17 protein-coding genes are annotated in these 20,377 nt (G+C 72.3%); 6 read left to right on the forward strand and 11 right to left on the reverse strand.

Going from position 1 to position 20,377, the window contains the following annotated elements:
- Positions 1 to 12 precede the first annotated feature (12 nt).
- The 3 genes from XM48_RS13980 to XM48_RS13990 all read right to left on the reverse strand — a co-directional run bounded on the left by XM48_RS13980 (position 13) and on the right by XM48_RS13990 (position 4,137).
- Positions 13 to 993, reverse strand: a complete 981-nt coding sequence (locus XM48_RS13980) for an NADP-dependent oxidoreductase (RefSeq protein WP_046456442.1) — start codon at positions 991 to 993, stop codon at positions 13 to 15.
- A 76-nt stretch (positions 994 to 1,069) separates the two neighbouring features.
- Complete coding sequence (locus XM48_RS13985; RefSeq protein WP_052961534.1) at positions 1,070 to 2,680, reverse strand: amidohydrolase; 1,611 nt, start codon at positions 2,678 to 2,680, stop codon at positions 1,070 to 1,072.
- A 26-nt stretch (positions 2,681 to 2,706) separates the two neighbouring features.
- A complete protein-coding gene (locus XM48_RS13990; protein ID WP_231580892.1) occupies positions 2,707 to 4,137 on the reverse strand; it encodes an APC family permease in 1,431 nt (476 codons plus the stop codon).
- A gap of 123 nt (positions 4,138 to 4,260) precedes the next feature.
- Here XM48_RS13990 and XM48_RS13995 point away from each other — a divergent pair, with 123 nt between their 5' ends.
- Both XM48_RS13995 and XM48_RS14000 read left to right on the forward strand, forming a co-directional pair.
- A complete protein-coding gene (locus tag XM48_RS13995) occupies positions 4,261 to 5,289 on the forward strand; it encodes a LacI family DNA-binding transcriptional regulator (protein ID WP_046456444.1) in 1,029 nt (342 codons plus the stop codon).
- Positions 5,286 to 5,843, forward strand: coding sequence for a MarR family winged helix-turn-helix transcriptional regulator (locus XM48_RS14000; protein WP_052961536.1), 558 nt, complete (start codon positions 5,286 to 5,288; stop codon positions 5,841 to 5,843). The genes XM48_RS13995 and XM48_RS14000 overlap by 4 nt, the downstream gene beginning before the upstream one ends.
- Here XM48_RS14000 and XM48_RS14005 read toward each other — a convergent pair.
- Both XM48_RS14005 and XM48_RS14010 read right to left on the reverse strand, forming a co-directional pair.
- A complete protein-coding gene (locus tag XM48_RS14005) occupies positions 5,840 to 6,979 on the reverse strand; it encodes an AAA family ATPase (RefSeq protein ID WP_046456445.1) in 1,140 nt (379 codons plus the stop codon). The two genes, XM48_RS14000 and XM48_RS14005, sit on opposite strands and share 4 nt — an antisense overlap.
- 71 nt (positions 6,980 to 7,050) lie before the next feature.
- Positions 7,051 to 8,475, reverse strand: a complete 1,425-nt coding sequence (locus XM48_RS14010; protein ID WP_046456446.1) for a PLP-dependent aminotransferase family protein — start codon at positions 8,473 to 8,475, stop codon at positions 7,051 to 7,053.
- Here XM48_RS14010 and XM48_RS14015 point away from each other — a divergent pair.
- Positions 8,474 to 9,403, forward strand: a complete 930-nt coding sequence (locus XM48_RS14015; protein ID WP_046456447.1) for a DMT family transporter — start codon at positions 8,474 to 8,476, stop codon at positions 9,401 to 9,403. The two genes, XM48_RS14010 and XM48_RS14015, sit on opposite strands and share 2 nt — an antisense overlap.
- 65 nt (positions 9,404 to 9,468) lie before the next feature.
- Here XM48_RS14015 and XM48_RS14020 read toward each other — a convergent pair whose 3' ends face one another.
- Both XM48_RS14020 and XM48_RS14025 read right to left on the reverse strand, forming a co-directional pair.
- Positions 9,469 to 10,290, reverse strand: coding sequence for an ABC transporter permease (locus XM48_RS14020; RefSeq protein WP_046456448.1), 822 nt, complete (start codon positions 10,288 to 10,290; stop codon positions 9,469 to 9,471).
- Positions 10,287 to 11,255, reverse strand: a complete 969-nt coding sequence (locus tag XM48_RS14025; RefSeq protein WP_046456449.1) for an ABC transporter ATP-binding protein — start codon at positions 11,253 to 11,255, stop codon at positions 10,287 to 10,289. Before XM48_RS14025 ends, XM48_RS14020 begins: the two co-directional genes overlap by 4 nt.
- A 113-nt stretch (positions 11,256 to 11,368) precedes the next feature.
- On the opposite strand from XM48_RS14025, the gene XM48_RS14030 reads away from it, so the two are divergent.
- Entirely contained in the window at positions 11,369 to 12,016 is a 648-nt protein-coding gene (locus XM48_RS14030; RefSeq protein WP_046456450.1) for an HAD-IA family hydrolase, read from the forward strand.
- Between the two features lie 174 nt (positions 12,017 to 12,190).
- On the opposite strand, the gene XM48_RS14035 is transcribed toward XM48_RS14030, so the two are convergent.
- Both XM48_RS14035 and XM48_RS14040 read right to left on the reverse strand, forming a co-directional pair.
- The gene (locus tag XM48_RS14035; protein ID WP_046456451.1) at positions 12,191 to 12,847 is read right to left on the reverse strand and encodes a response regulator; all 657 of its coding nucleotides are present in this window, start codon (positions 12,845 to 12,847) and stop codon (positions 12,191 to 12,193) included.
- The gene (locus tag XM48_RS14040) at positions 12,844 to 14,727 is read right to left on the reverse strand and encodes a sensor histidine kinase (protein ID WP_156175076.1); all 1,884 of its coding nucleotides are present in this window, start codon (positions 14,725 to 14,727) and stop codon (positions 12,844 to 12,846) included. The genes XM48_RS14035 and XM48_RS14040 overlap by 4 nt, the downstream gene beginning before the upstream one ends.
- A 168-nt stretch (positions 14,728 to 14,895) precedes the next feature.
- Between XM48_RS14040 and XM48_RS14045 the strand changes: the two genes are divergently transcribed.
- Positions 14,896 to 16,443 (forward strand): CitMHS family transporter, encoded by a 1,548-nt coding sequence (locus XM48_RS14045; protein WP_046456452.1) that lies wholly within the window; start codon positions 14,896 to 14,898, stop codon positions 16,441 to 16,443.
- Between the two features lie 25 nt (positions 16,444 to 16,468).
- Here the strand turns inward: XM48_RS14045 and XM48_RS17610 are convergent, their stop codons facing one another.
- Positions 16,469 to 17,641 (reverse strand): GNAT family N-acetyltransferase, encoded by a 1,173-nt coding sequence (locus XM48_RS17610; protein WP_084821192.1) that lies wholly within the window; start codon positions 17,639 to 17,641, stop codon positions 16,469 to 16,471.
- Between the two features lie 159 nt (positions 17,642 to 17,800).
- Between XM48_RS17610 and XM48_RS14060 the strand changes: the two genes are divergently transcribed.
- Positions 17,801 to 19,309 (forward strand): APC family permease, encoded by a 1,509-nt coding sequence (locus XM48_RS14060; RefSeq protein WP_046456453.1) that lies wholly within the window; start codon positions 17,801 to 17,803, stop codon positions 19,307 to 19,309.
- Between the two features lie 74 nt (positions 19,310 to 19,383).
- Here XM48_RS14060 and XM48_RS18330 read toward each other — a convergent pair whose 3' ends face one another.
- Positions 19,384 to 20,292: a glycine betaine ABC transporter substrate-binding protein gene (locus XM48_RS18330; protein ID WP_197074220.1), complete on the reverse strand. Its 909-nt coding sequence runs from the start codon at positions 20,290 to 20,292 to the stop codon at positions 19,384 to 19,386.
- Positions 20,293 to 20,377 lie beyond the last annotated feature (85 nt).

Here is a 20,377-nt window from a genome sequence, read left to right on the forward strand (position 1 = left end):
GGGCGGCCCGGATCATCCGCCCATCGTCAGCACGAGCTTGCCGGTGGTGCGCCCGGTCTCGCCCGCGGCGTGCGCCGCGGCGGCCTCGCTCATCGGGAAGACGCCCGCGATCTCGGCGCGGAGCGCACCGCTCGCGGCGAGCTCCGCCACGGCGAGCATCCCCGCGTGGTCGGCCTCGACGAGGATCAGCTCCGCGCGGACGCCGAGCTCGGCCGCGCGGTCGAAGAGCCCCTCGGCGGGGCGGGGGAGCGTCGAGACCATGATCCCGCCGGGGCGGAGCGTGCGCAGCGAGCGCAGCTGGTAGTCGCCGCCGATGGTGTCGAGCACCACGTCGACGTCGCGCACGACCTCGGCGAAGTCCTCGGTGCGGTAGTCGATCACCTCGTCGGCGCCGAGGCCCCGAACGAACTCGTGCTTGGCCGCGCTCGCCGTACCGATCACCGTCGCGCCGCGCGCCTTCGCGATCTGGACCGCGAGGTGCCCCACTCCGCCGGCCGCCGCGTGCACGAGCACGCGCTGCCCCGCCCCGACGCCCGCGGTGTCGACCAGCGACTGCCAGGCGGTGAGCGCCGCGAGCGGCAGCGCGCCGGCCTGCACGATGTCGATCCCCTCGGGGATGCGCACGAAGGCGCGCGTCGGCCCGACCACGAACTCGGCGTGGGATCCGACGCCGTGCGGATACGGCAGCATGCCGAAAACCTCATCGCCCGGTGCGAAGAGCGTGACTCCGAGGCCGACCGCCTCCACGACCCCCGCGACGTCCCAGCCGAGGGTCAGCGGCAGGGAACCGGCCCATCCGGGGGCGGCACGGTGCTTCCAGTCGGTGGGGTTCACCCCGGCGGCGCGCACCCGGATCAGCACCTCGCCGATCCCGGGAGCGGGTCGCGGGACCTCCGCCAGGTGCAGCACCTCCGGGCTGCCGAACGACTCCTGTCGGACGGCGCGCATGGTCGGCGCTTCGGTCGTGCTCGGGATCTGCTCCGCGGTGCTCATGATCCTCAGCGTAACCCCGGCCACTGCGTGCGCGCCGAGGCGATCCGGTGCGCACGCAGTGGCCGGTCGGCCGCGGTCAGGCGCGGTGCGTCACGAGGCCCTCCGAGACGGTCAGCAGCGCTCGGCCCGCCGCGAGCGCGTCGGGCGACGCGGTGAGCGGATCGACGTCGAGCACGGTGAACGATGCGGGCTCGCCGACCGCGACCCGACCCGATCGCTCGCCGATGGCCGCGCCGGGCTGCGTCGTGTACCCCTCGAGCGCTTCGCGGGCGGTGAGGCCCTGCTCGGGCAGCACGGGCTCGACCGCGGGAGCGCCGGCGGGCCGGCGCAGCTGCGCGTCGGCCATGATCTCGAGCGGATTGAACGGGGCGACCGGGAAGTCGGAGCCGAGGGCGAGGATCGCGCCCGAGTCGCGGACGTCCCGCGTGCACCAGGCGCGATGCGCGCGCGTCTCGCCCAACCGCTGCGACCAGTCGTCGCTGCCGTCGGCCCGCGTGTAGTGGGTGCAGTGGGTCGGCTGCATGCTCGCGGCGATGCCGGCGGCGCCGAGCCGGTCGATCACGTCCTTCGCGACCGACTCGATGTGCTCGATGCGGTGCTGCGGCCCGCCTGCGGGGAGCGCGGCGAGGGTGTCGACGACGAAGCGGATGCCACGCTCGCCGATCGCGTGGGTCGCGGTCGGGATCCCGGCCGCGTGGAACCGGGCGATCCGCGCGGCGTAGGCGGCGTGGTCGCGCCAGACGGACTCGGTGTTCTCGCCGTGGATGTCGGGGGTCTCGAGCCAGGCGGTGCCGCCCTCGACCGTCCCGTCGATGAAGAACTTGATCCCGCCGATCCTCCACCGGTCCCCGCTGCGGCCCTGCAGCGCGATCAGCTCGTCGACCTGCCGGTCGCTCGTGCCGGGCTCGCACCACGGCGAGAGGCGCAGCGAGACGGGGAGCGGGGCGATCCGTTCGGCGGCCTCCAGGATCGCGATCGCGTCGGGATCCTGCAGATCCATGACGTGCACGCGGGCGATACCGGTCTCGGCCATCGCGCCGAGCAGCGTGTGCAGCTCGCGCGCCTTCTCCTCGGTGCTGCGCACCGGCAGGTGCGCGCGCACGTCGTTCAGCGCGCTGAACTCCAGCACGTGCCCGGTGGGGCGGCCGTCGGCATCAGCGACGATGCTGGAGCCGTCGGGATAGCTGCGCCCCTCGGTGATCCCGGCGAGCCGGAGCAGCGCGTCGGATGCCAGGGCGGAGTGGCCGTCGAACATGCCGACGTGGGCGAGCCGATCCGGGCCGAGTAGTTCGGCGAGGATCCCGTTCGTGATCGGGGCGCCCTCGAACGCGTTCGGGTCCAGCCCCGAGGCGAAGAACCAGTCGTTCCCGGCCTGCTCGGCGGCGCCCCGCTCGAGCGCTTCCCGCAGGGCGGCGCGGGTGAGCAGCCCCGAGAGGTCGGTGCCCTGCGGGATCGAGACGCTTGCGATCGGATGCGCGTGCGCGTCGGTGAACGCGGGGACGATGGTGCCGTCCGCGAAGTCGAGGCGCTCGGTGCGGCCGTCGCCGAGCGCGGCGATCTCGGTGCGGGATCCGACGGCGGCGATCCGGCCGTCGGACACGGCGATCGCGTCGGCCGCTCCGGCAATATCGGTGAGCGCGTGCAGCCGGGCACCGGTCACGATCAGATCGATCGGAGGAGTGGTCATCAGGGGTTCCCTTCGGTTCCGGGTGATCAGCGGGTGGCGTTCTCGTCGAGCGGGTGCTCGTCGGCGTAGGCGTCGATCGCCTCGGTGGAGGGGGACTCCTCCTCGAAGCTCATGCGCGGCACCGGGCGGCGGAAGAAGCCGGTCTTCACGGCGAGGATCGCGAAGCCGATCAGGGCCCAGATCCCGCCGACGAGCCAGGTCGTGGGGTGCAGCGAGGTCCAGAGCCAGATCGAGAGCGCGACGCCGATGGCGGGTGCGATGCCGTAGAGGATCCAGCCCTTCGCGCTGCGGTCGCCCGCACCGCCGCGCGGGAACAGGTACACGCGGATCACCGAGAGGTTGACCATGGTGAACGCCGCCAGGGCGCCGAAGCTGATCATGAACGCGGCCTGATCGAGGGTGAGGAACAGGCAGGCGAGCGCGAACACCGAGACGGTGACGGCCGCGACGACGGGCGTGCCGAAGCGCTTCGAGAGCCGGCCGAGGGGCTTCGGCAGGGTGCCGTCGCGACCCATCGAGTAGAGGATGCGGGCGACCGAGACCTGGCCGGCGAGGCCGGAGCCGATGCAGCCCGCGATTGAGCCGATCACCACGATGGCCTCGAAGAGCGGCGCGAGGCTGCCGCCCAGGTGGGCGACGAGCGCGACGCCGGCCGCGTTCTTCATCTCGTCGGGGATCGCGGACCAGTCGGCGGGGTGGTACGCCAGCGCGCCGATCCACGAGATGAAGATGAAGAGCGCGCCGCCGATGAGGGTGGTGAGCATGATGGCGCGCGGGATGTCGCGGCGAGCGTTCTTCGCTTCTTCCGACAGGGTCGAGACGGCGTCGAAGCCGAGGAACGACAGCGCGAGCACGGCGGCACCCGAGAGAGCCGGGCTGAAGCCCTCGGCTCCGGGCACGAAGGGCTCGAGCAGACCGGGCGCGCTCGGGTCGTTGATCGCGGCCTTCACCGCCAGGATCACGAAGAGCAGGGCGGTCGCGAGGGAGATCGCGATGATGGCGGTGTTGAGGCGGTTCACCATCTTGATGCCCAGGATGTTGAACACCAGCACCAGCACCAGGGCTGCGAAGGCGAACACCTGCGGCGGGACGCTCGGGAACTGGGTGCCGACGTAGAAGCCGAGGATCATGAAGTTGATCATCGGGATGAAGAGGTAGTCGAGCAGCAGCACCCAGCCGGTCATGAACCCGGCGATCCCGCCGTAGGCCTGCTGCGTGTAGGTGTAGGCGGATCCCGCGACGGGGAACTTCTTCACCATCGCCGCGTAGCTCGCGGCGGTGAAGAGCATCGTGACGAGCGCGATGACGTACGAGAGCGGGAGGTGGCCGTCGGTCAGCTGGTTGACGATGCCGTAGGTGGTGAAGACGGTGCCGATGGCCATGTAGCTGAGGCCGAAGACGACGAGGCCGGTGAGGCCGAGGGTACGGCGCAGGTGCGCGGACGATTGCTGGGCCACGGGTTCTCCTTCGAACGGCATTCGCGGGTCTGGGGATGAATACTAAACCGATATAGTTGCGACGGCAAACCCGCCGCCCGTACCGCGGTCCGGCTGCACCTCGTGCGGTGATACCTTCGCTTCATGCCCGTCAAACGCCCCGTGACCCTGCAGGACGTGGCGGACCTCGCCGGCGTCTCGCGCGGAGCGGCGTCGTTCGCCCTCACCGACCGCACCGGAGTGTCCGCCGCGACCCGCGAACGGGTGCGCGCCGCCGCCGCCGAACTCGGGTACCGGCCGAACCCGACGGCCCGCAACCTCCGCGCCGCGCGCACCGGGATCATCGTCGTCTACCTGCCGAGCATCGCGACCACGCTCGGGTACTACACGGAGGCGGCGTTCGGCATGGTCGACGAGGCTCTCGAGGCCGGCCTGCTGGTGACGCTCCTGCCGCGGCCGGCGAACGGGCGGCCGCTGCCCCGCATCGACGCCGACGGCATCATCGCCATCGACCCGGTTCCGGGGGACCCCGTGCTCGAGCAGCTGCTCGCCCCGGGGCTCCCAGTCGTGAGCGGCGAAGCCATGCCCGCCGAATACCGTGCGGTCGCCGGCGAAGTCCGCTCCGATCACGCCGCAGCCGCCCGTGAGCTGCTCGACCACTTCGCCGAGCACGGCGCCCGCGCGCCCGCGATCATCGTGCCCGAGATGTTCAGCGGGTGGTCCGACGAGATCACGCAGGCCTACCGGGACTGGTGCACGGAGCACGGGGCGCGCGAACGGATCGAGGCCGTCGCGGTCGAGGGCCTGACGGACTCGACGATCGCGGCGACCCGGAAGCTGCTCGGCGAGACGGACCCGGCGGACGCGATCATCTCGCTCACCGAGGGATCGGTGCTCAACGTGATCACGAGCGCGACCGAGTACGGCCGCACGGTCGGAGAGGATCTGCTCGTCGCCGCGGCCGTGGACTCGCCCGCGCTGCGCTACACCGAGCCGTCGATCACCGCGATCGACCTGCACCCGCGGACCTTCGGGCGCGAGTGCATGCGGGTCATGCGGGAGGTCCTCGACGATCGCTCCCCGGGCGAGGGGGCGCGGCGGCGGGACGTGCCGATCGACGTGGTCTTCCGCGATTCCACGCGCGGGCGGGGCCGAGCTGGGGAGCGCGCGTGAACGACGCCGGCTGGCTCGACGACGCCGAGCAGGAGCTCTGGCGCGATCTGCTGCGCATCACCGTCGAGCTGCCGAGCGCGATCGAAGCTCAGCTCAAGCGCGATGCGGGGGTCTCGTACCTCGATTTCCGGGTGCTCGGGTCGCTGTCGGAAGCGCCGTCGGGGACCCGGACCATGAGCGAGCTCGCGGCTCGGATGAGCGTTTCGATCGCGCGGCTGTCGGTCGCGGTCGGCCGGCTCGAGCGGCGGTCCTGGGTGCAGCGGGAGCAGAACCCCGATGACGGCCGTGCCACGGACGTGGTGCTCACGGAGAGCGGTCGGGCGCACCTCGAGGCGCACGTCGTCGCGCACGTGCAGCAGCTGCGACGGCTCGTGTTCGAGGCGATCGATCCTGCGCGGCAGGCCGAGTTCTCGGAGCTGCTCGGACGCGTGCTCGGCACGATCGGGCGGGACCCGTGCGCGCGCTTCGGCAGCGACGCGCGCACCGCGCGGCCGGCGGCGTACGCGGCGGACTGGTCGCCGCTCACCGGGCCGCGGGCGGTCGGGAACCCCTAGCGCGAGGGCCAGTGCCAGGGCGGGGCGTCGAGCAGCCCCTGCCCGAGCACCTTCGTGCCCTGGCCCGACGACACGAGCTCGACCGCCGAGCCCCGGGGTTCGAGCGCGCGCCGCAGCGCGGCGGAGTGGGTGACCACGACGACCTGCGTGCGCCGTGCGGCCTCCGCGAGGAGCGAGCCGAGCGGCCCGAGCAGATCCTCGTGGAGCGAGGCCTCCGGCTCGTTGATGACGACGAGCGGCGGGGGATCGGCGGGCAGCAGCGCGGCGCAGAGCAGCAGGTACCGCAGGGTGCCGTCCGAGAGCTCCGCCGCGGTCAGCGGGCGCAGGAGGCCGCGCTGCGAGAACAGCAGCCGGAACACGCCGTCTGCTGCGTCGATGTCGACGTGCGAGCCGGGGAACGCGTCGGCGACCGCGGAGGCCAGGGGCCCCTCATGCCCGGACTCGATCGCCGTCGCCCAGACCGCGGCGAGATCCGCGCCGTCGTCGCTCAGCCAGCGGGTGCGGGTGCCGACCTGCGGCTGTCGCGCAGGGGCGTCGCGGTCGGCGCGGAAGTGGTCGTAGAAGCGCCACTGCGCCATCCCGTGCCGGAGCCGCAGGACTTCGGGCAGCGCCGAGGGGTCCTCGAGGTCGAGCAGCACGCTCTGGCCGGGCCCCAGCGTCTGGGGGACCGAGCGCCAGCCCCCGTCGCGCACGCGCACCGCGGCCCGGGTGCGGTCGATCACCACGGAGGCGGGGCGTGCGAACGACCCCGTGAATACCTGCTCGCGCTTGATCTCGGGGTCGCGGGTGAAGAAGCTGCGCGCGGGATCGACCTGCGGCAGGCCCAGGTCTGCGAGGTAGCCGAAGCCGTCGGAGCCGAAGCCGATGCGGAGCGAGACCGGGCGCTTCCGCACGGTGCCCTGCCCGCTGCCCTGGCCCGGGCTCTCAGGGCCCGCCCAGAGCACGCTCGAGAGCCCGCCCTCGCGCGCGATCGCCCCGACGGTGCGGCCCTCGCCGGCGGCGGCGAGCAGGCGCAGCGCCCGATAGAGGTTGGATTTGCCGGTGCCGTTGGCGCCCGACACGACCGTGAGCCGGTCGAGCGGCAGCACGAGGTCGACGAGCGAGCGGTAGCCGCTGACGGCGAAGGTGGTGAGCACGGAGGCAGTCTGGCATCCGCCACCGACACTGCGGACCGGCGCGGCCCCTTCGGCCCGATCCGGCTCCGTCGTCAGTCGAGTGCGACGGACTCCTGGAGCGCGAGCGCCGCACCGATGATCCGCGCGCCCTCGGCGAAGAACGCCGGGTCGGGACCCGAGTAGTTCAGCCGCAGATGGGCGCCGGGCGCCGGCTCGGGGAACCAGCCCTGACCGGGAGCGACCACGACGCCGAGATCCTCGCAGTCGCGTGCCAGGCGGTGCGCATCGGTGCCGTCCGGCAGGCGGAGCCAGAGATTCAGGCCGCCTCGGGGGACGAGGTCGAGGCGCGCGCCGGGGACGTGCTCGCGCAGTGCGGCGACGAGCAGGTCGCGCCGGGCGGCGAGCTGGTGGCGCACGCCCCGCAGGTGGGTGCGCCAGGCGGGCTGCGTGACGACGTCGTGCGCGATCGTCTGCAGCGCCCCGCTCACGTACATGGCCTGCGCCTGCGCGTCGGCGAGGAGCCGGTCGCGCACGGGGCCGCGCGCGACGAGGCCCGCGACCCGCACTGCGGGCGACACGCTCTTGGTGAGCGAGCGCAGGTAGACGACGTGCCCGCTGTCGTCGCGCGCGGCGACGGGCGCCGAACGCGACTCGATCCCGAAGTCGTGGGCCCAGTCGTCCTCGATGAGGAACGCGCCGTTCGCGCGCACGATGTCGAGCACCCGGTCGACGAGCTCGGGCGCCCACTGGGCCCCGTGCGGGTTCGCGAAGTTCGGCTGCGCGTAGAAGGCGCGCGCGCCGGTCCGCCGGAACGCGCGCTCGAGCGTCTCGGGATCGGGGCCGTCCGGGCCGCTCGGGATCGGGATGACGCGCACGCCGACCTGGGCGGCCGCGAGGATCGCGCCCCAGTAGCTCGGCGACTCCATGAGCAGCGGACCTCCGGCGCCGACGATCGCGCGGAAGATCGTGCCGAGCCCGCTCTGGCTGCCGGGCAGCACGAGCACGTCGCTCGCGGCGGGCGGCGCGACATCGGCCCGCCCGACGGCCCCGAGCTCGGCCGCGAACCAGGTCTGCAATTCGGGCAGGCCCGCCGTGGGCGGGCGCTGGACGGCGCTGTCGTCGCGGCCGGCGCGGCCGAAGGCTGCGCGTACGAGGCGCTCGGGCAGCAGCTCGCGGTCGGGGTAGCCGGCGTGCAGCGAGATCATGTCGTTGGGCGGGGTGCGCAGCGCGGCCAGGGCCTGGGGCGCGGGATCCGTCGACTCGCCGAGCGCGGCCGCCTGCCAGCCGTGGTCGGTCGTGCGAGCGGTGCGGACGGCCCGGACGAAGGCTCCGACTCCCGGCCGGGTCTCGACGATCCCGCGTCCCACAAGCACGCGCAGCGCCTGCTGCACGGTGACGGGGCTCGCGCCGTACTCGGCGACGAGCGCGCGGGTGGAGGGCAGCTTCGCCCCGGGGGGAGCCGCGGCGATCCACTCGCGGAGGCCCGCGACGATCCGCTCGCTGCTACTATGGTTCATGAAGATAGATAGTAGCGCTACTCCGATCTCCGCACCTCCGCTATCGACAGATCGTTCGGGTCTGTGGTGGGGCCTGCTCGGCGTCGCGGCCTTCTCGTTCACCGTGCCGCTCACCCGCGTCGCGGTCGCCGACGGCGACATGTCGCCGCTGTTCGCGGGCTCGGCCCGCGCCGTCATCGCCGCCGTGCTCGCCGCTCTCGCGCTCGCGATCACCCGCCAGCGGATGCCCCGCGGCACCCAGTGGCTGCGGGTCGCCGTCGTCGCGGGCGGCGCCGTGGTCGGCTTCCCGCTGCTCACCTCCTACGCGCTCACCACCGCCCCGGCCAGCCACGGCGCCGTCGTGATCGCGCTGCTGCCCGCGGCGACCGCCGTCGCCGCGGTACTCCGCGCGCGCGAACGGCCCCGGCGATCCTTCTGGATCGCCGCCGGCGTCGGCGCCGTCGCGGCGGTCGCCTTCGCGCTGATCCAGGGCGGCGGCATCGGCGGCCTCCACCGGGCCGACCTGCTGCTGTTCGCCGCCGTCATCGTGTGCGCGATCGGCTACGCCGAGGGCGGCATGCTCGCGCGCGAGCTCGGCGCCTGGCAGACCATCTCGTGGGCGCTCGTGCTCGCCTCGCCGCTCATGGTGCTGCTCACGGGGATCTCGCTCGCCGACGGGGTGCCGAGCGGTGCCCCGGTGCAGTGGGCGGCCTTCGCCTACCTGGCCGTCGTGAGCATGTTCCTCGGCTTCTTCGCCTGGTACCGCGGCCTCGCCATCGGGCCGATGGCGCAGGTGAGCCAGGTGCAGCTCGCGCAGCCGGTCATGAGCATCTGCTGGGCCGCCCTGCTGCTGCACGAGCACCTGACCTGGCCGACCGTCGTCGGCGGACTCGTCGTGATCGCCTGCGCGCTGCTCGCGGTGCGGGCGCGCAACGGCGGCGCGAAGTAGCGCAGCGGGGCGAAGGGGCTCGGGCCGGTGCGATCCCCGCACCGGCCCGAGCCCCTTCTCCGGGCTCAGACCCGCGAGGTATCGCGGCGCAGCATCATGATCGCGGCACCCGAGAACAGCGCCAGCCAGGCGATGAAGTTCACGTAGGACCACGGGTCCGGCGCGACGCCGATCGACGCCGACTGCGACATGTCGGCGATGCCCCACAGCGGGGTGAACTTCGCGGCGATCTGCAGCGCCTGAGGCAGGATCTGCAGCGGCACGAACAGGCCGCCCATGAAGCTCAGGATCGGCAGGATCGGGCCGAGGTAGCGCATCGCGTTCTGCGCGGGGAAGGCGTAGCCGACCGCGAGGCCGAGCGCCGTGAGCATCAGCGACGAGATCCAGGCGATGAAGCCCGCGAGCAGCAGGTTGCCGAGGGGCGCGTGGATGCCGAGGATCGTGCCCGCGATCAGCGTCGCCGCGACGCCGACCGCGCCGATCGCGAGACCCGTGAGGATCTTCACGCCGATGTAGACGCCGGGGTTCAGCGGGGTGAGTCGGAGCTGGCGGCTCCAACCCTGCGAGCGCTCGGTCGCGACCGAGACGCCGATCATGGTCGAAGCGACCATCGCGCCGTACACGGCCATCGAGATCATGATCGGCACGGCCGCCGAGAGTCCGCCCTGCGAGACGGGCACGTCGGTCACGGCCGTGTTCTTGTTGGGCAGGGCGATCATGAATAGCATGCCGATGGGGAACGCGAGCGTGAAGATCAGCGTGCCCGTATTGCGGAAGCTGCGCTTGAGCTCCATGCCGAGGAACCGCAGGTTGAAGCCGCCGAACGGCGGAGTCGTGCGGTTCGCGGTGTCGATCCGGCCGGTCTGCACCCGCTGCGCACCGCTCATCGAGCCGCCTCCGTGTTCTCGTGCTGGCCGAGCCGCTGCTGCTCGGAATCCGGTTCGCCGTCGCCCGTGAGCTGCAGGAACGCCTGCTCCAGGTTCTGGCTCGTGATGGTCACGTCGTGCGCCGCGGTCGCGGTGAGCAGGTGCCGGGCCGTGTCGTCCGACGACGCCGTTCGCACCTTGATCCGGTCGCCGCGCAGCTCCACCTGCTCGACGCCGGGCAGCGCGCGCAGCACGGGCTCGAGCTCGGTGCGGTTCGCCTCGGCGCCCTCCAGCACGGCCTCGACCGTGCGTCCGGCCGCCATGCTCTTGATCTCCGCGGCGGAGCCGTCGGCCACGATCCGGCCCTGGCGGATCAGCACGATGCGATCCGCGTACTGGTCGGCCTCCTCGAGGTAGTGCGTCGCGAACACGACGGTGCGCCCGCGAGCCGCGTCCGCGTGGATCGCGTTCCAGAAGGATCGCCGCCCCTCGACGTCCATGCCGGTCGTCGGCTCGTCGAGGATCAGCAGACCGGGATCGGAGAGCAGCGCCATCGCGAAGCGGAGCCGCTGCTGCTCGCCCCCCGAGCACTTCTCGATCTTGCGGGTGGCGAGCTGCAGGATCCCGGCGCGCTCCAGCGCGTCGTCGACGTCGATGGTCGACGAGAACAGCGACGCGTTCAACCGCATGATGTCGCGCACCGTGAGGTCCTTGAGCAGGCCGCCGGTCTGCATGACCGCCGACACGAGTCCGCGCGCGATCGCGGAGCGGGGGCTCATGCCGAACAGCTCGACGTCGCCGGCATCGGGCCTGCCGAGGCCGAGGATCATGTCGATCGTCGTGGTCTTGCCCGCCCCGTTCGGGCCGAGGAACGCGACGACCTCGCCCTGCGCGACCTCGAGGTCGACGCCGTCGACCGCCGTCTGCTTGCCGAATCGTTTGACGAGCCCGGTCGCGCGGATCGCCGGGGGAGTGCCGTTGTTCACGACGTCACGTTACCGCTCGGCACCCGGCCCGAGTCTGCGCGCCGGCAGTGAGTCGCGAAACCGCGCCGCTTCGGGCGGGCCGTCGGCGCGGACAGCTCGCCTAGGCTGGGCTGATGGAACGCATCGAAGCACGGGCAGCGCTGCTCGACATGGACGGCACTCTCGTCGACTCGACCGCGGTCGTCGAACGGCTCTGGGGCGAGTGGGCGGCCCGGCACGAGGTGCCTCGCGACTCCGTGCTGTCGGTGATCCACGGCCGCCAGGGGCACGAGAGCATGGCGATCCTGCTGCCCGAGCGATCCGCTGACGAGAACCTCGCCGAGAACGCCGGCATGCTGGCGCGCGAGGCGGTCGAGACGGACGGCGTCGTCGAGATCGCGGGAGCCGCCGCGTTCGTCGACGCGCTCGCGCCGTTCCCGCATGCCGTGGTGACCTCGGCCGATGCGCCCCTGCTGCACGCGCGCATGGGCGCCGCCGGGGTGCGTGTGCCCGAGCTCGCGGTCACCGCCGAATCGGTGAGTGCGAGCAAGCCGGACCCCGAGGGGTTCCTGCTCGCCGCCGAGCGGCTCGGGGTCGCGCCCGCGGACTGCGTCGTGTTCGAGGATTCCTCGGTGGGGATCGCCGCCGCGCGCGCCGCGGGCATGCGCGTCGTCGGGGTCGGGGCCGCGGCGGCTCGGTATGCGCCGGACGCGCACGTCGCCGACCTCACCGCCGTGCGTATCGCGCCGTCGGGCGCGGGCTTCGCGCTCGAGATCGGGTAGGGCTCCGCGCTCGGACGGACGCGTTCGCGCGCTCCCTCGCACGCGCACACGCACGTGCATCGTCGTCGAGCGGCGGCAAACGACGCCTATGCGTCCCCATTCGAGCGTTTTGCCGCCGTTCGACGAGGTCGGCGGGCCGGCAGAGCGCCAAAACGCAGGCCCCGAGCTCAGCGCTCAGCGCGACGCGAGCGTGTACCGGTGCTCGGGGCGCCCCGTCGACCCGTAGCGCAGCCGCACCTCCACGACCGAACGCGCGGCGAGAGCCGCGAGGTGGCGCTGCGCCGTGGCGCGCGAGGTCCCCGCGCGCTCGGCGACCTCGCTCGCCGAGGACTCCTCGGCGCCGAGCGCGTCGAGGATCAGCTTCTCGGTCGCGGAGCGCGACAGCGAGACGGGGTCGCTCGACCCGTTCAGGATCGCGAGGGCGCGATCGAGATCCTCCTGGGCCACCGTGCCCGTCCCCGCGAGCAGGTTGCGGAACCTCGCGTACCGCTCCAGCCGCTCAGCGAGCATGCGCGGTCCGAACGGCTTGAGCAGGCAGGCGAGGGCCCCCGCGCGGAGCGCGCGGCGCAGGGTCGGGGCGTCGCCCGCAGCCGAGATCACGAACGCGTCGCACCCCGCCGCGCGCACGAGGTCGATGCCGTCGCCGTCGGGCAGGTAGACGTCGACCAGCAGGAGATCGGGCCGGTGGGCGCGGATCGCGGCCCGCGCCTCGGCGACCGAGCGGGCGGGCTCGAGCGCCAGGAACCCCGGACGCTCGGCGACGATGTCGCGGTGCAGACCGGCGACTCGGAAGTCGTCGTCGACGACGAGGGTGCGGATCGGATCGGTCACGGGTGCTCCTGCTCGGTCGGATCGGTCTGGTGGTGAACGGGGGGAGCGGCCGGTCCGGCCTCGGCGTCGCGGTCGGGGTCGACGGCCCCGCCGATCCGCGCGGCGAACACCGCGCCGGTGCGGGATCCGGGATCACCGTCGACCGCGGAATCCGAGCGGGCTCCGGACCCGGACCCGGACCCGGACCCGGACCCGGCACCGCCCCCGTCGACGACCCAGAGGTCCCCGCCGCTCGCGCGTGCGATCTCGCGCGACAGGGGGAGCCCGAGCCCGTGCCCGTGCGCCGATTCATCGAGACGGCCGGCCGGATCGCCGGTCGGCTCGCCGCTCGGGACCCCGGAACCGTCCCGCGCGAACACGTCGGTGCCGGGCGGGATCCCGGCCCCCGAGTCGCCCACGGTGAGCACGAGCGCGTCGCCGTCGTCGAGCAGGGTCGCCTCGACCCAGCGCGGTGCCGGGCCTCGCACGGCCGCCGAGACGGCGTTGTCGATGAGGTTGCCGAGCACGGCGGCGGTGTTCTCGGGATCTCGGATCGTGCCGAGCAGCTGGGTGTCCTCGCCGATGCGCAGGCGCACCCCGCGTTCGCCGGCCTCGATGCCCTTGGCGCCGAGGAACGCGTGCAGGAACGGATCGCCGAGCCGGTCGAGCCCCACCACGGGGTAGCCGACGGCGCCGCGCTCGACGAGCTCGCCGAGGAACTCGCGGGCCTCGGGCACGCGCTCGGCGTCGATGAGCCCGGCGGCGACGTGCATGCGGTTCGCGAACTCGTGCCGCTGCACCCGCAGGGCCCCGGTCATGGCGCGCACGGTCTCAAGGCGTTCGCTCAGCGCGACGAGGTCGGTGCGGTCGCGCACGATCACGACGCGGCCGAGCCGCCGCTGCCCGCGTCGGACGGGCCGCGGTTCGACGTACAGCACTCGACCGGCGTGCAGGACGCCGATGTCGGCCTCGCGGGCGGTTCCGCCGCCGGAACGCGGGGCGTCGGTCGATCCCTCGTCGTCGTCGGCGGCGAGCGCCGCGAGGATCGGGGCGGGCAGGCCGAGCTCGGCGAGCGGGCGGCCCACGGGGCGGTCGATGCCCAGCATGCGCTCCGCGGCGGCGTTGCAGACGAGCACGGTGCCGTCGGGGTCGATGCCGAGGACTCCGTCGCCGACGCCGTCGAGCACGGCGGTCTGGTTCTGCACGAGCGCGGCGAGCTCCTCGGGCTGCAGTCCGAGGGTGAGGCGTTCCCAGCGCCGTCGCATCAGCAGCGTGGCGAGGGTCGCGATTCCGATCCCGCCGAGCGCGGCGAGCGCGATCGAGCCGAGCAGCGCGGGCAGGTCGTCGAAGACGCTTCCCTGTTCGAAGCCGACGCTCACCTCGCCGACGGGGTGCTGCGCGTCGGGGCCGGTCCCTTCGGCACCGGGCGCGTAGACGGGGACCTTGGCGCGGGCCGAGACTCCGAGGGTGCCGCGTTCCCAGTCGACGACCTCGTGCCCCTGCAGCACGCGGTCGTAGGGGGTGCTGACCTCCTGGCCGAGCCGGTCGGCCTGCGGGTGCGCGAGGCGGATCCCGTGGTCGTCGGTGATCACGACGAACAGCACGCCGGTGCGCTCCGTGATCCCCGATGCGGTGCGCTGCAGTTCGCCGTCGCGCAGTCCCGCGGCCGCGGGGGTGCCGGGGTCGGCGGAGAACTCGGCGACGAGCTCGCGCACGGTGGGGTCCTCGGCGACGGTGCGGGCGATCCCGAGCGCCGAGGCCTGCGATGACGCGCGGAGCTGCTGGACCGCAAGGAACAGGTAGACGCCGGTGCAGAGGGCGACGACCAGCACCACCGTGCCGAGCTGCAGCAGCAGGACGCGAGTGGCGAAGCGCAGACGCGCGCGGTCCGGTCGAGCCATGCTCTCCATTCTGCGCATCCGCACCTCCGAAGCATCGCGCGCACAATGCGCAGAACCCACGCTACGCGCAGAACGCGACGAAATGCGAGCTAGCCGGAGCCGAGTCCGGTTTCTCCCTAGCATCGGCGCAGGCCGCTCTCGGCGGTCCGACGACAAAGGAGTCATCTGATGCAACCGGCGATGTCCGAGCTGCTGCTGCGCGCAGCGGACGAGAAGCCCTCTTACGATCTCGCATTCGTGCCGCCCGAGTGGGTGCTCGTGATCCTCGGATTCACGATGGTGCTCGTGTTCATGACCCTGATCATGACGAAGCGGCTCACCCCGATGGTCGCGCTGATCCTCGTGCCCACCATCTTCGGTCTCTTCGCGGGTGCGGGCCTCGGCCTCGGCGACATGGTGCTCGACGCGATCGGCAACATGGCGCCGACGGCGGCGCTCCTCATGTTCGCGATCATGTTCTTCGGGATCATGATCGACGTGGGGCTGTTCGATCCGCTGATCCGCGTCATCACGCGCCTCCTCGGCGACGATCCCGCGAAGGTCGTGCTCGGCACGGCGCTCCTGGCCGCGGCCGTCTCGCTCGACGGCGACGGATCGACGACGTTCATCATCACGACCTCGGCGATGCTGCCGATCTACCTGCGGCTCGGCATGAGCCCCGTGGTGCTCACCTGCGTCGCCGGCCTCATGAACGGCACGATGAACATCCTCCCCTGGGGCGGGCCCACGGTGCGCGCCGCGACCGCGCTGAACCTGCAGGTGTCGGACGTGTTCGTGCCGATGATCCCCGCCATGCTGGTCGGCCTCGTCGTGGCCTTCGGCTTCGCCTGGATGCTCGGCATCCAGGAGCGCAACCGTCTCGGCCGCATCGACGCGACCCGGCTCGACGGCGCCGCCGACGGCGGCCTGCTGGCCGGGGTGCCGAAGCTGTTCCGCGGCGCGGACAGCAAGCCGGGCGCCCGCGCCTCGCTGCACACGGGCAACCTGGTGACCGTCGGGATCGGCGGGCCCGCAGTGGCTGCCGCCGAGGTCGACCCGACCGACACGGCCATGGCCGACACCATGCTCGATCCGAACCGCGCGACGCTGCGGCCCAAGCTCATCTGGGCGAACCTGGTGCTCACCGTCGCCGTGATGGTGCTGCTGGTGCTCGACATCATGCCGCTGCCCTACGTCTTCATGGTCGGTGCGGGCCTCGCGCTCGTGCTGAACTTCCGCAAGCTGAAGGATCAGGCGGCCGAGATCGTGGCGCACGCGCCCAGCATCGTCGGCGTCGTGTCCATGGTGATCGCGGCCGGCGTGCTCGTCGGCGTGCTCTCGGGCACCGGCATGGTCGACGCGATGGCGAAGTGGATCACGGGGGTGCTGCCGAACGAGGTGGGCCCGTTCCTGGCGCCGATCACGGGCGTGCTGTCGATCCCGTTCACCTTCTTCATGTCGAACGACGCCTTCTACTACGGGATACTCCCGGTGCTGTCGCAGAGCGCGGCACACTTCGGCATCGACCCCGTCGAGATGGCGCGCGCGTCGATCACGGGCCAGCCGGTGCACCTGCAGAGCCCGCTCGTGCCGGCGATCCTGCTGCTCGTCTCGCTCGCGAGCGTGAACCTCGGCGACCACCACAAGAAGGTGCTGTGGCGGGCGACGGTCGTGTCGCTCGTGATGCTCGCGGTCGGGATCCTGACGGGCGCGATCCCGCTGTTCGTCGCTTCCTAGACCGGGCCGCGGTTCCCCGTCGGGCTCAGGACGTGCGCAGCACGGGCCAGAGTGCGGCGGGGAGCTTCGTCCATCCGTCGCGGCCCAGGAAATGGCCGCCGCCGGGCACGACCTCGACCGGGACGCCGAGCGCCGCGGCGAGTGAGTCGGTGTCGGCGGGCGGCACGATCGTGTCGTCGTCGGAGCGGACCGCGGCGATGCTGCGGACGAACCCCGGTACGGCCGAGAGGTCGACTCCGGCCTCGGCGAAGGCGTCGAGCTCGGGCACCGGCGCAATGGGGCCGGCGAAGCCGGAGACGAGCACGAGGCTGCCGAGCCGAGCGGCCGGTGCGACGCCGGTGCCTGCGCGGCGGGCGCGCTCGGCGAGGACCCGGAGCGCGACGAGGGACCCGAGGCTGTGCCCGATCACGGCGTCGCCGTCGCGGATCTCGCCGATCGCCGCATCGGCCGCAGCGTGCCAGGCGGCGGCGTCGGGCCGGACGGACTCGGGCAGCTCGGGGACGCTCACCTCGAAGCCGGCGGCCTCGAGCCGCTCGGCGAGCCAGGGGAACCAGTGGTCGTCGGGGGTCGCGGTGTACCCGTGCAGGATCGTGGCCCGGGGCGCGCGGCCGTCGCGCTGCCGCCGCCACTCCTCGGCGAGGAGGCCGTACAGGACACCGTCGACCCAGCCGTGGTCGCGGTGCAGCGCGTCGCGCACCGAGCTGCTCTCGTGCCGCATGCCCACGCGGCGCATGAGCTTCTGCGAGGGTTCGTTCGGCGTGAAGGCGCCGGCCTGGATCCGGTGCAGGCCGAGCTCCTCGAAGCAGACGCGGATCGCCTCGCGCACGGCCTCGGTGGCGTAGCCGCGGCCCTCGAAGTCGGGGTGCATGGTCCAGCCGAGCTCGGCCTGCACGCCGGCGACCCGGTCGCGGACCTCGCGCTGCGACCAGGCGTCCGACACCCGGATCATCACGTCGCCGATGACCCTGCCGTCGAGCTCGAAGACGAGCATGTCGGGCAGCCGGGACGGAGCCGACGCGTCCCAGTCGGCGCGATCCGCCGGGTGCCAGCCGAGCCACTCGCCGGTGTCGGCGCGGCCGCGGTGCTGCCAGAGCGCGTCGAGGTCGCCCGTCTCGGCGCGGCGCAGCACGAGGCGTTCGGTGCGCAGGGGCCAGGGGACGACGTCGAGGGGGTGGGGCTGCGGCTGGGGCTCGGACATGGGCACCAGTATGCCGGAGCGCACGCCCCGCCGGACCTCCCTGCACAACGCAGGAGGGCGAGAACTGTGCGATCCCGCGGATCGGGCCCGGTCGCGGGGGCTCTATGCTTGACCCGGTCCGCGCAGTGGGGCGCGGCCGGCTCCGAAAGGAACGCGACGATGACGTCCAATACTCCGAACGGGCACCTCGGCGACGACGAGCACCTGGCGGTGCTCGGCTACGAGGGCAAGTTCGATCGATCCATGAGTCTGTGGGCGAACTTCGCCCTCGGCTTCACCTACCTCTCGCCGCTCGTCGGCGTCTACTCGCTCCTCGCCGTCGCGCTCTCGACGGGCGGTCCGCCCTCGATCTGGTGGATCGTGATCGTGGCGTGCGGCCAGCTGCTCGTCTCGCTCGTGTTCGGCGAGGTCGTCTCGCAGTACCCGATCCACGGCGGCATCTACCCCTGGGCGCGCAGGCTCTGGGGCCGGCGCTACGCCTGGCTGGCCGCGTGGGTCTACATCTGGGCGATGATCGTGACGATCACCTCGGTCGCCGAGTTCGGTTCCGGCTTCGTCACGAGCCTGCTCGGCATCGAGCTGACGCCCGAGGCGACGCTGTTCACCGCGCTCGGACTGCTGCTGCTCGCGCTCGCGATCAACTTCTCGGGCACGAAGTGGCTCGGGCGCATCGCCCGCATCGGCCTCGCGGCCGAGCTCATCGGCGTGATCGGGCTCGGGCTCTACCTGCTGATCTTCCAGCGCAAGCACGACTTCTCGGTGTTCTTCGACACGATGGGCACCGCCGGCGACGGCTCGTACGTGCCCGTCTTCCTCGCCTCGGCGCTCGCGGGCCTTTTCCTCTTCTACGGCTTCGAGGCGTGCGGCGACGTGGCCGAGGAGGTGTCGGATCCGGCCCGCCGGATCCCGCGCGCCATGATGATGACGATCTTCGTCGGCGCGATCTCGGCGCTGTTCTCGTTCGGCGGCTACGTGCTCGCCGCGCCGAACCTCGAGGACATCGTGGCGGGCAAGGTCACCGACCCGATCCCGTCGATCCTCGACGCGACGCTCGGACCCGTGGGCGCGAAGCTGTTCCTGATCATCGCGATCCTCGCCTTCATCTCGTGCGTGCTCAGCCTGCAGGCCGCCGCCAGCCGCCTGCTCTACTCGTTCGCACGCGACGGCATGCTGCCGGGGCACACCTGGCTGTCGAAGGTGTCGGAGCGCAGCAAGGTCCCGACCAACGCCCTCATCGTGGCGTGCACGGTGCCCGCGCTCATCTGCGTGCTGATCTACTTCAACAACGGGATCCTCGTCGCCGTGACCTCGTTCGCGATCCTCGGCATCTACCTGTCGTTCCAGATGGTCGTGTTCGCGAGCCTGCGCCAGCGCGTCAAGGGCTGGAAGCCCGCCGGGCCGTTCAGCCTCGGCAAGGCCGGCACCGTGGTCAACGTCGTCGCGCTCGCGTACGGGCTCTTCGCCATGTACCTGCTCGCGAAGCCTGGCGAGACGGGCGAGTTCTTCGCCGACTACGTCGTGCTCATCGGCCTCGCGGTCGTGCTGGTCACCGGCCTGGTCTACCTGTTCGTGGCGCGACCCGACCGCAAGTCGGACGCCCCGGAGGGGGATGCGATCGTGGTCTCGGAGGAGATCCGCCGGCGCACCGGCGCGGTCAAGACCCAGTAGCGCGACCCGCGGAAACGCCGAGGGCCCCGGAGCGGAATGCTCCGGGGCCCTCGGCGTTTCCGCGCCGGGCCGCGCTACTTCGTCACGAGCGTCGGGTAGGCGTCGGGGTGCTCCTTCAGCCACTCGGTGACGGCCTCCGGCTCCTTGCCCTTGCCGAACCTGTTGACCACGAGGTCCTCGAGCGAACCGTACTCGGCGTCGTCGAGCTTGATCCCGGCGATCATCTTCGCGATGTCGGGGTGCTTCTCGCTGAAGCCCTTGTTCGCGAGGAAGTGCAGCGCCTCGGGCTTGCCCATCGCGCCCTTCGGGTCCTTGAGGTCCTTCACGGGGAACTTGTCGTTCGCCCAGAACGGCCGCCACAGGGTCACCGCGATGTCCTGCTTCTTGTCGATCGCGTTCTGCAGGGTGGTGAGCATGGTCGCGGTCGACGAGGTCACGAGCTCGTATTCCTTGTCGAGGCCGTACTCGGGCATCATCGTGTTCTGCGTCTGCTCGGTGAGGCCCGCGCTCGGCTCGATGCCGATGATCTTGCCGTCGAAGCGCTTGGCGTTGCCCTTCAGGTCCTCGATCGAGTCGATGTCGACGTACTTCGGCACCGCGATGGTGAGCACCGCGTTGTCGTAGTACGCGCCGAGGTCCTCGATGTCCGTGCCGTACTTCTTCATATAGCTGGCGTGCGTCTTCTCGGACCAGGCCGACGGGTAGATGTCGACGTCGCCCTTGGCGAGACCCGTGTAGAGCACGGCGGCCTCGGTCAGCTCCTTCAGCTCGACCGTGTAGCCCTCCTTCTCGAGCTGGTCCTTCAGCAGGTAGGTCATGCTGAGGCCGTCGGTCCAGGACGGCAGGAAGCCGAGCGTGATCGTCTTGCCCGAGCCCGCACCGCCCGTCGCCTCGTCAGTGCCGCCCGAGGGTCGGGTGACGGCGAGGCTGCCGACCGCGACGAGCGCGATCGCGACCACGGCGGCCGCGAGGCCGAACCACATGCGCTTCGCCTTCGCGCTCGGCGCGCGGCGGATCGAGCCGAGCACCGACGAGCGGTACTTGCTCGGGGTGCCGAGCGCGGCGGTG

Source organism: Leucobacter sp. Ag1 (genome assembly GCF_000980875.1).
Classification (GTDB): domain Bacteria; phylum Actinomycetota; class Actinomycetes; order Actinomycetales; family Microbacteriaceae; genus Leucobacter; species Leucobacter iarius.

What these genes read in the sequence shown, in the direction of transcription:
- XM48_RS13985 (WP_052961534.1), bottom strand. Translation starts at nt 2,680, where the DNA reads ATGACCACTCCTCCGATCGATCTGATCGTGACCGGTGCCCGGCTGCAC.
- XM48_RS13995 (WP_046456444.1), top strand. Translation starts at nt 4,261, where the DNA reads ATGCCCGTCAAACGCCCCGTGACCCTGCAGGACGTGGCGGACCTCGCC.
- XM48_RS17610 (WP_084821192.1), bottom strand. Translation starts at nt 17,641, where the DNA reads ATGTCCGAGCCCCAGCCGCAGCCCCACCCCCTCGACGTCGTCCCCTGG.
- XM48_RS14060 (WP_046456453.1), top strand. Translation starts at nt 17,801, where the DNA reads ATGACGTCCAATACTCCGAACGGGCACCTCGGCGACGACGAGCACCTG.
- XM48_RS14015 (WP_046456447.1), top strand. Translation starts at nt 8,474, where the DNA reads ATGAAGATAGATAGTAGCGCTACTCCGATCTCCGCACCTCCGCTATCG.
- XM48_RS14045 (WP_046456452.1), top strand. Translation starts at nt 14,896, where the DNA reads ATGCAACCGGCGATGTCCGAGCTGCTGCTGCGCGCAGCGGACGAGAAG.
- XM48_RS14030 (WP_046456450.1), top strand. Translation starts at nt 11,369, where the DNA reads ATGGAACGCATCGAAGCACGGGCAGCGCTGCTCGACATGGACGGCACT.
- XM48_RS13980 (WP_046456442.1), bottom strand. Translation starts at nt 993, where the DNA reads ATGAGCACCGCGGAGCAGATCCCGAGCACGACCGAAGCGCCGACCATG.
- XM48_RS18330 (WP_197074220.1), bottom strand. Translation starts at nt 20,292, where the DNA reads ATGTGGTTCGGCCTCGCGGCCGCCGTGGTCGCGATCGCGCTCGTCGCG.
- XM48_RS14020 (WP_046456448.1), bottom strand. Translation starts at nt 10,290, where the DNA reads ATGAGCGGTGCGCAGCGGGTGCAGACCGGCCGGATCGACACCGCGAAC.
- XM48_RS14010 (WP_046456446.1), bottom strand. Translation starts at nt 8,475, where the DNA reads ATGAACCATAGTAGCAGCGAGCGGATCGTCGCGGGCCTCCGCGAGTGG.
- XM48_RS14040 (WP_156175076.1), bottom strand. Translation starts at nt 14,727, where the DNA reads ATGGCTCGACCGGACCGCGCGCGTCTGCGCTTCGCCACTCGCGTCCTG.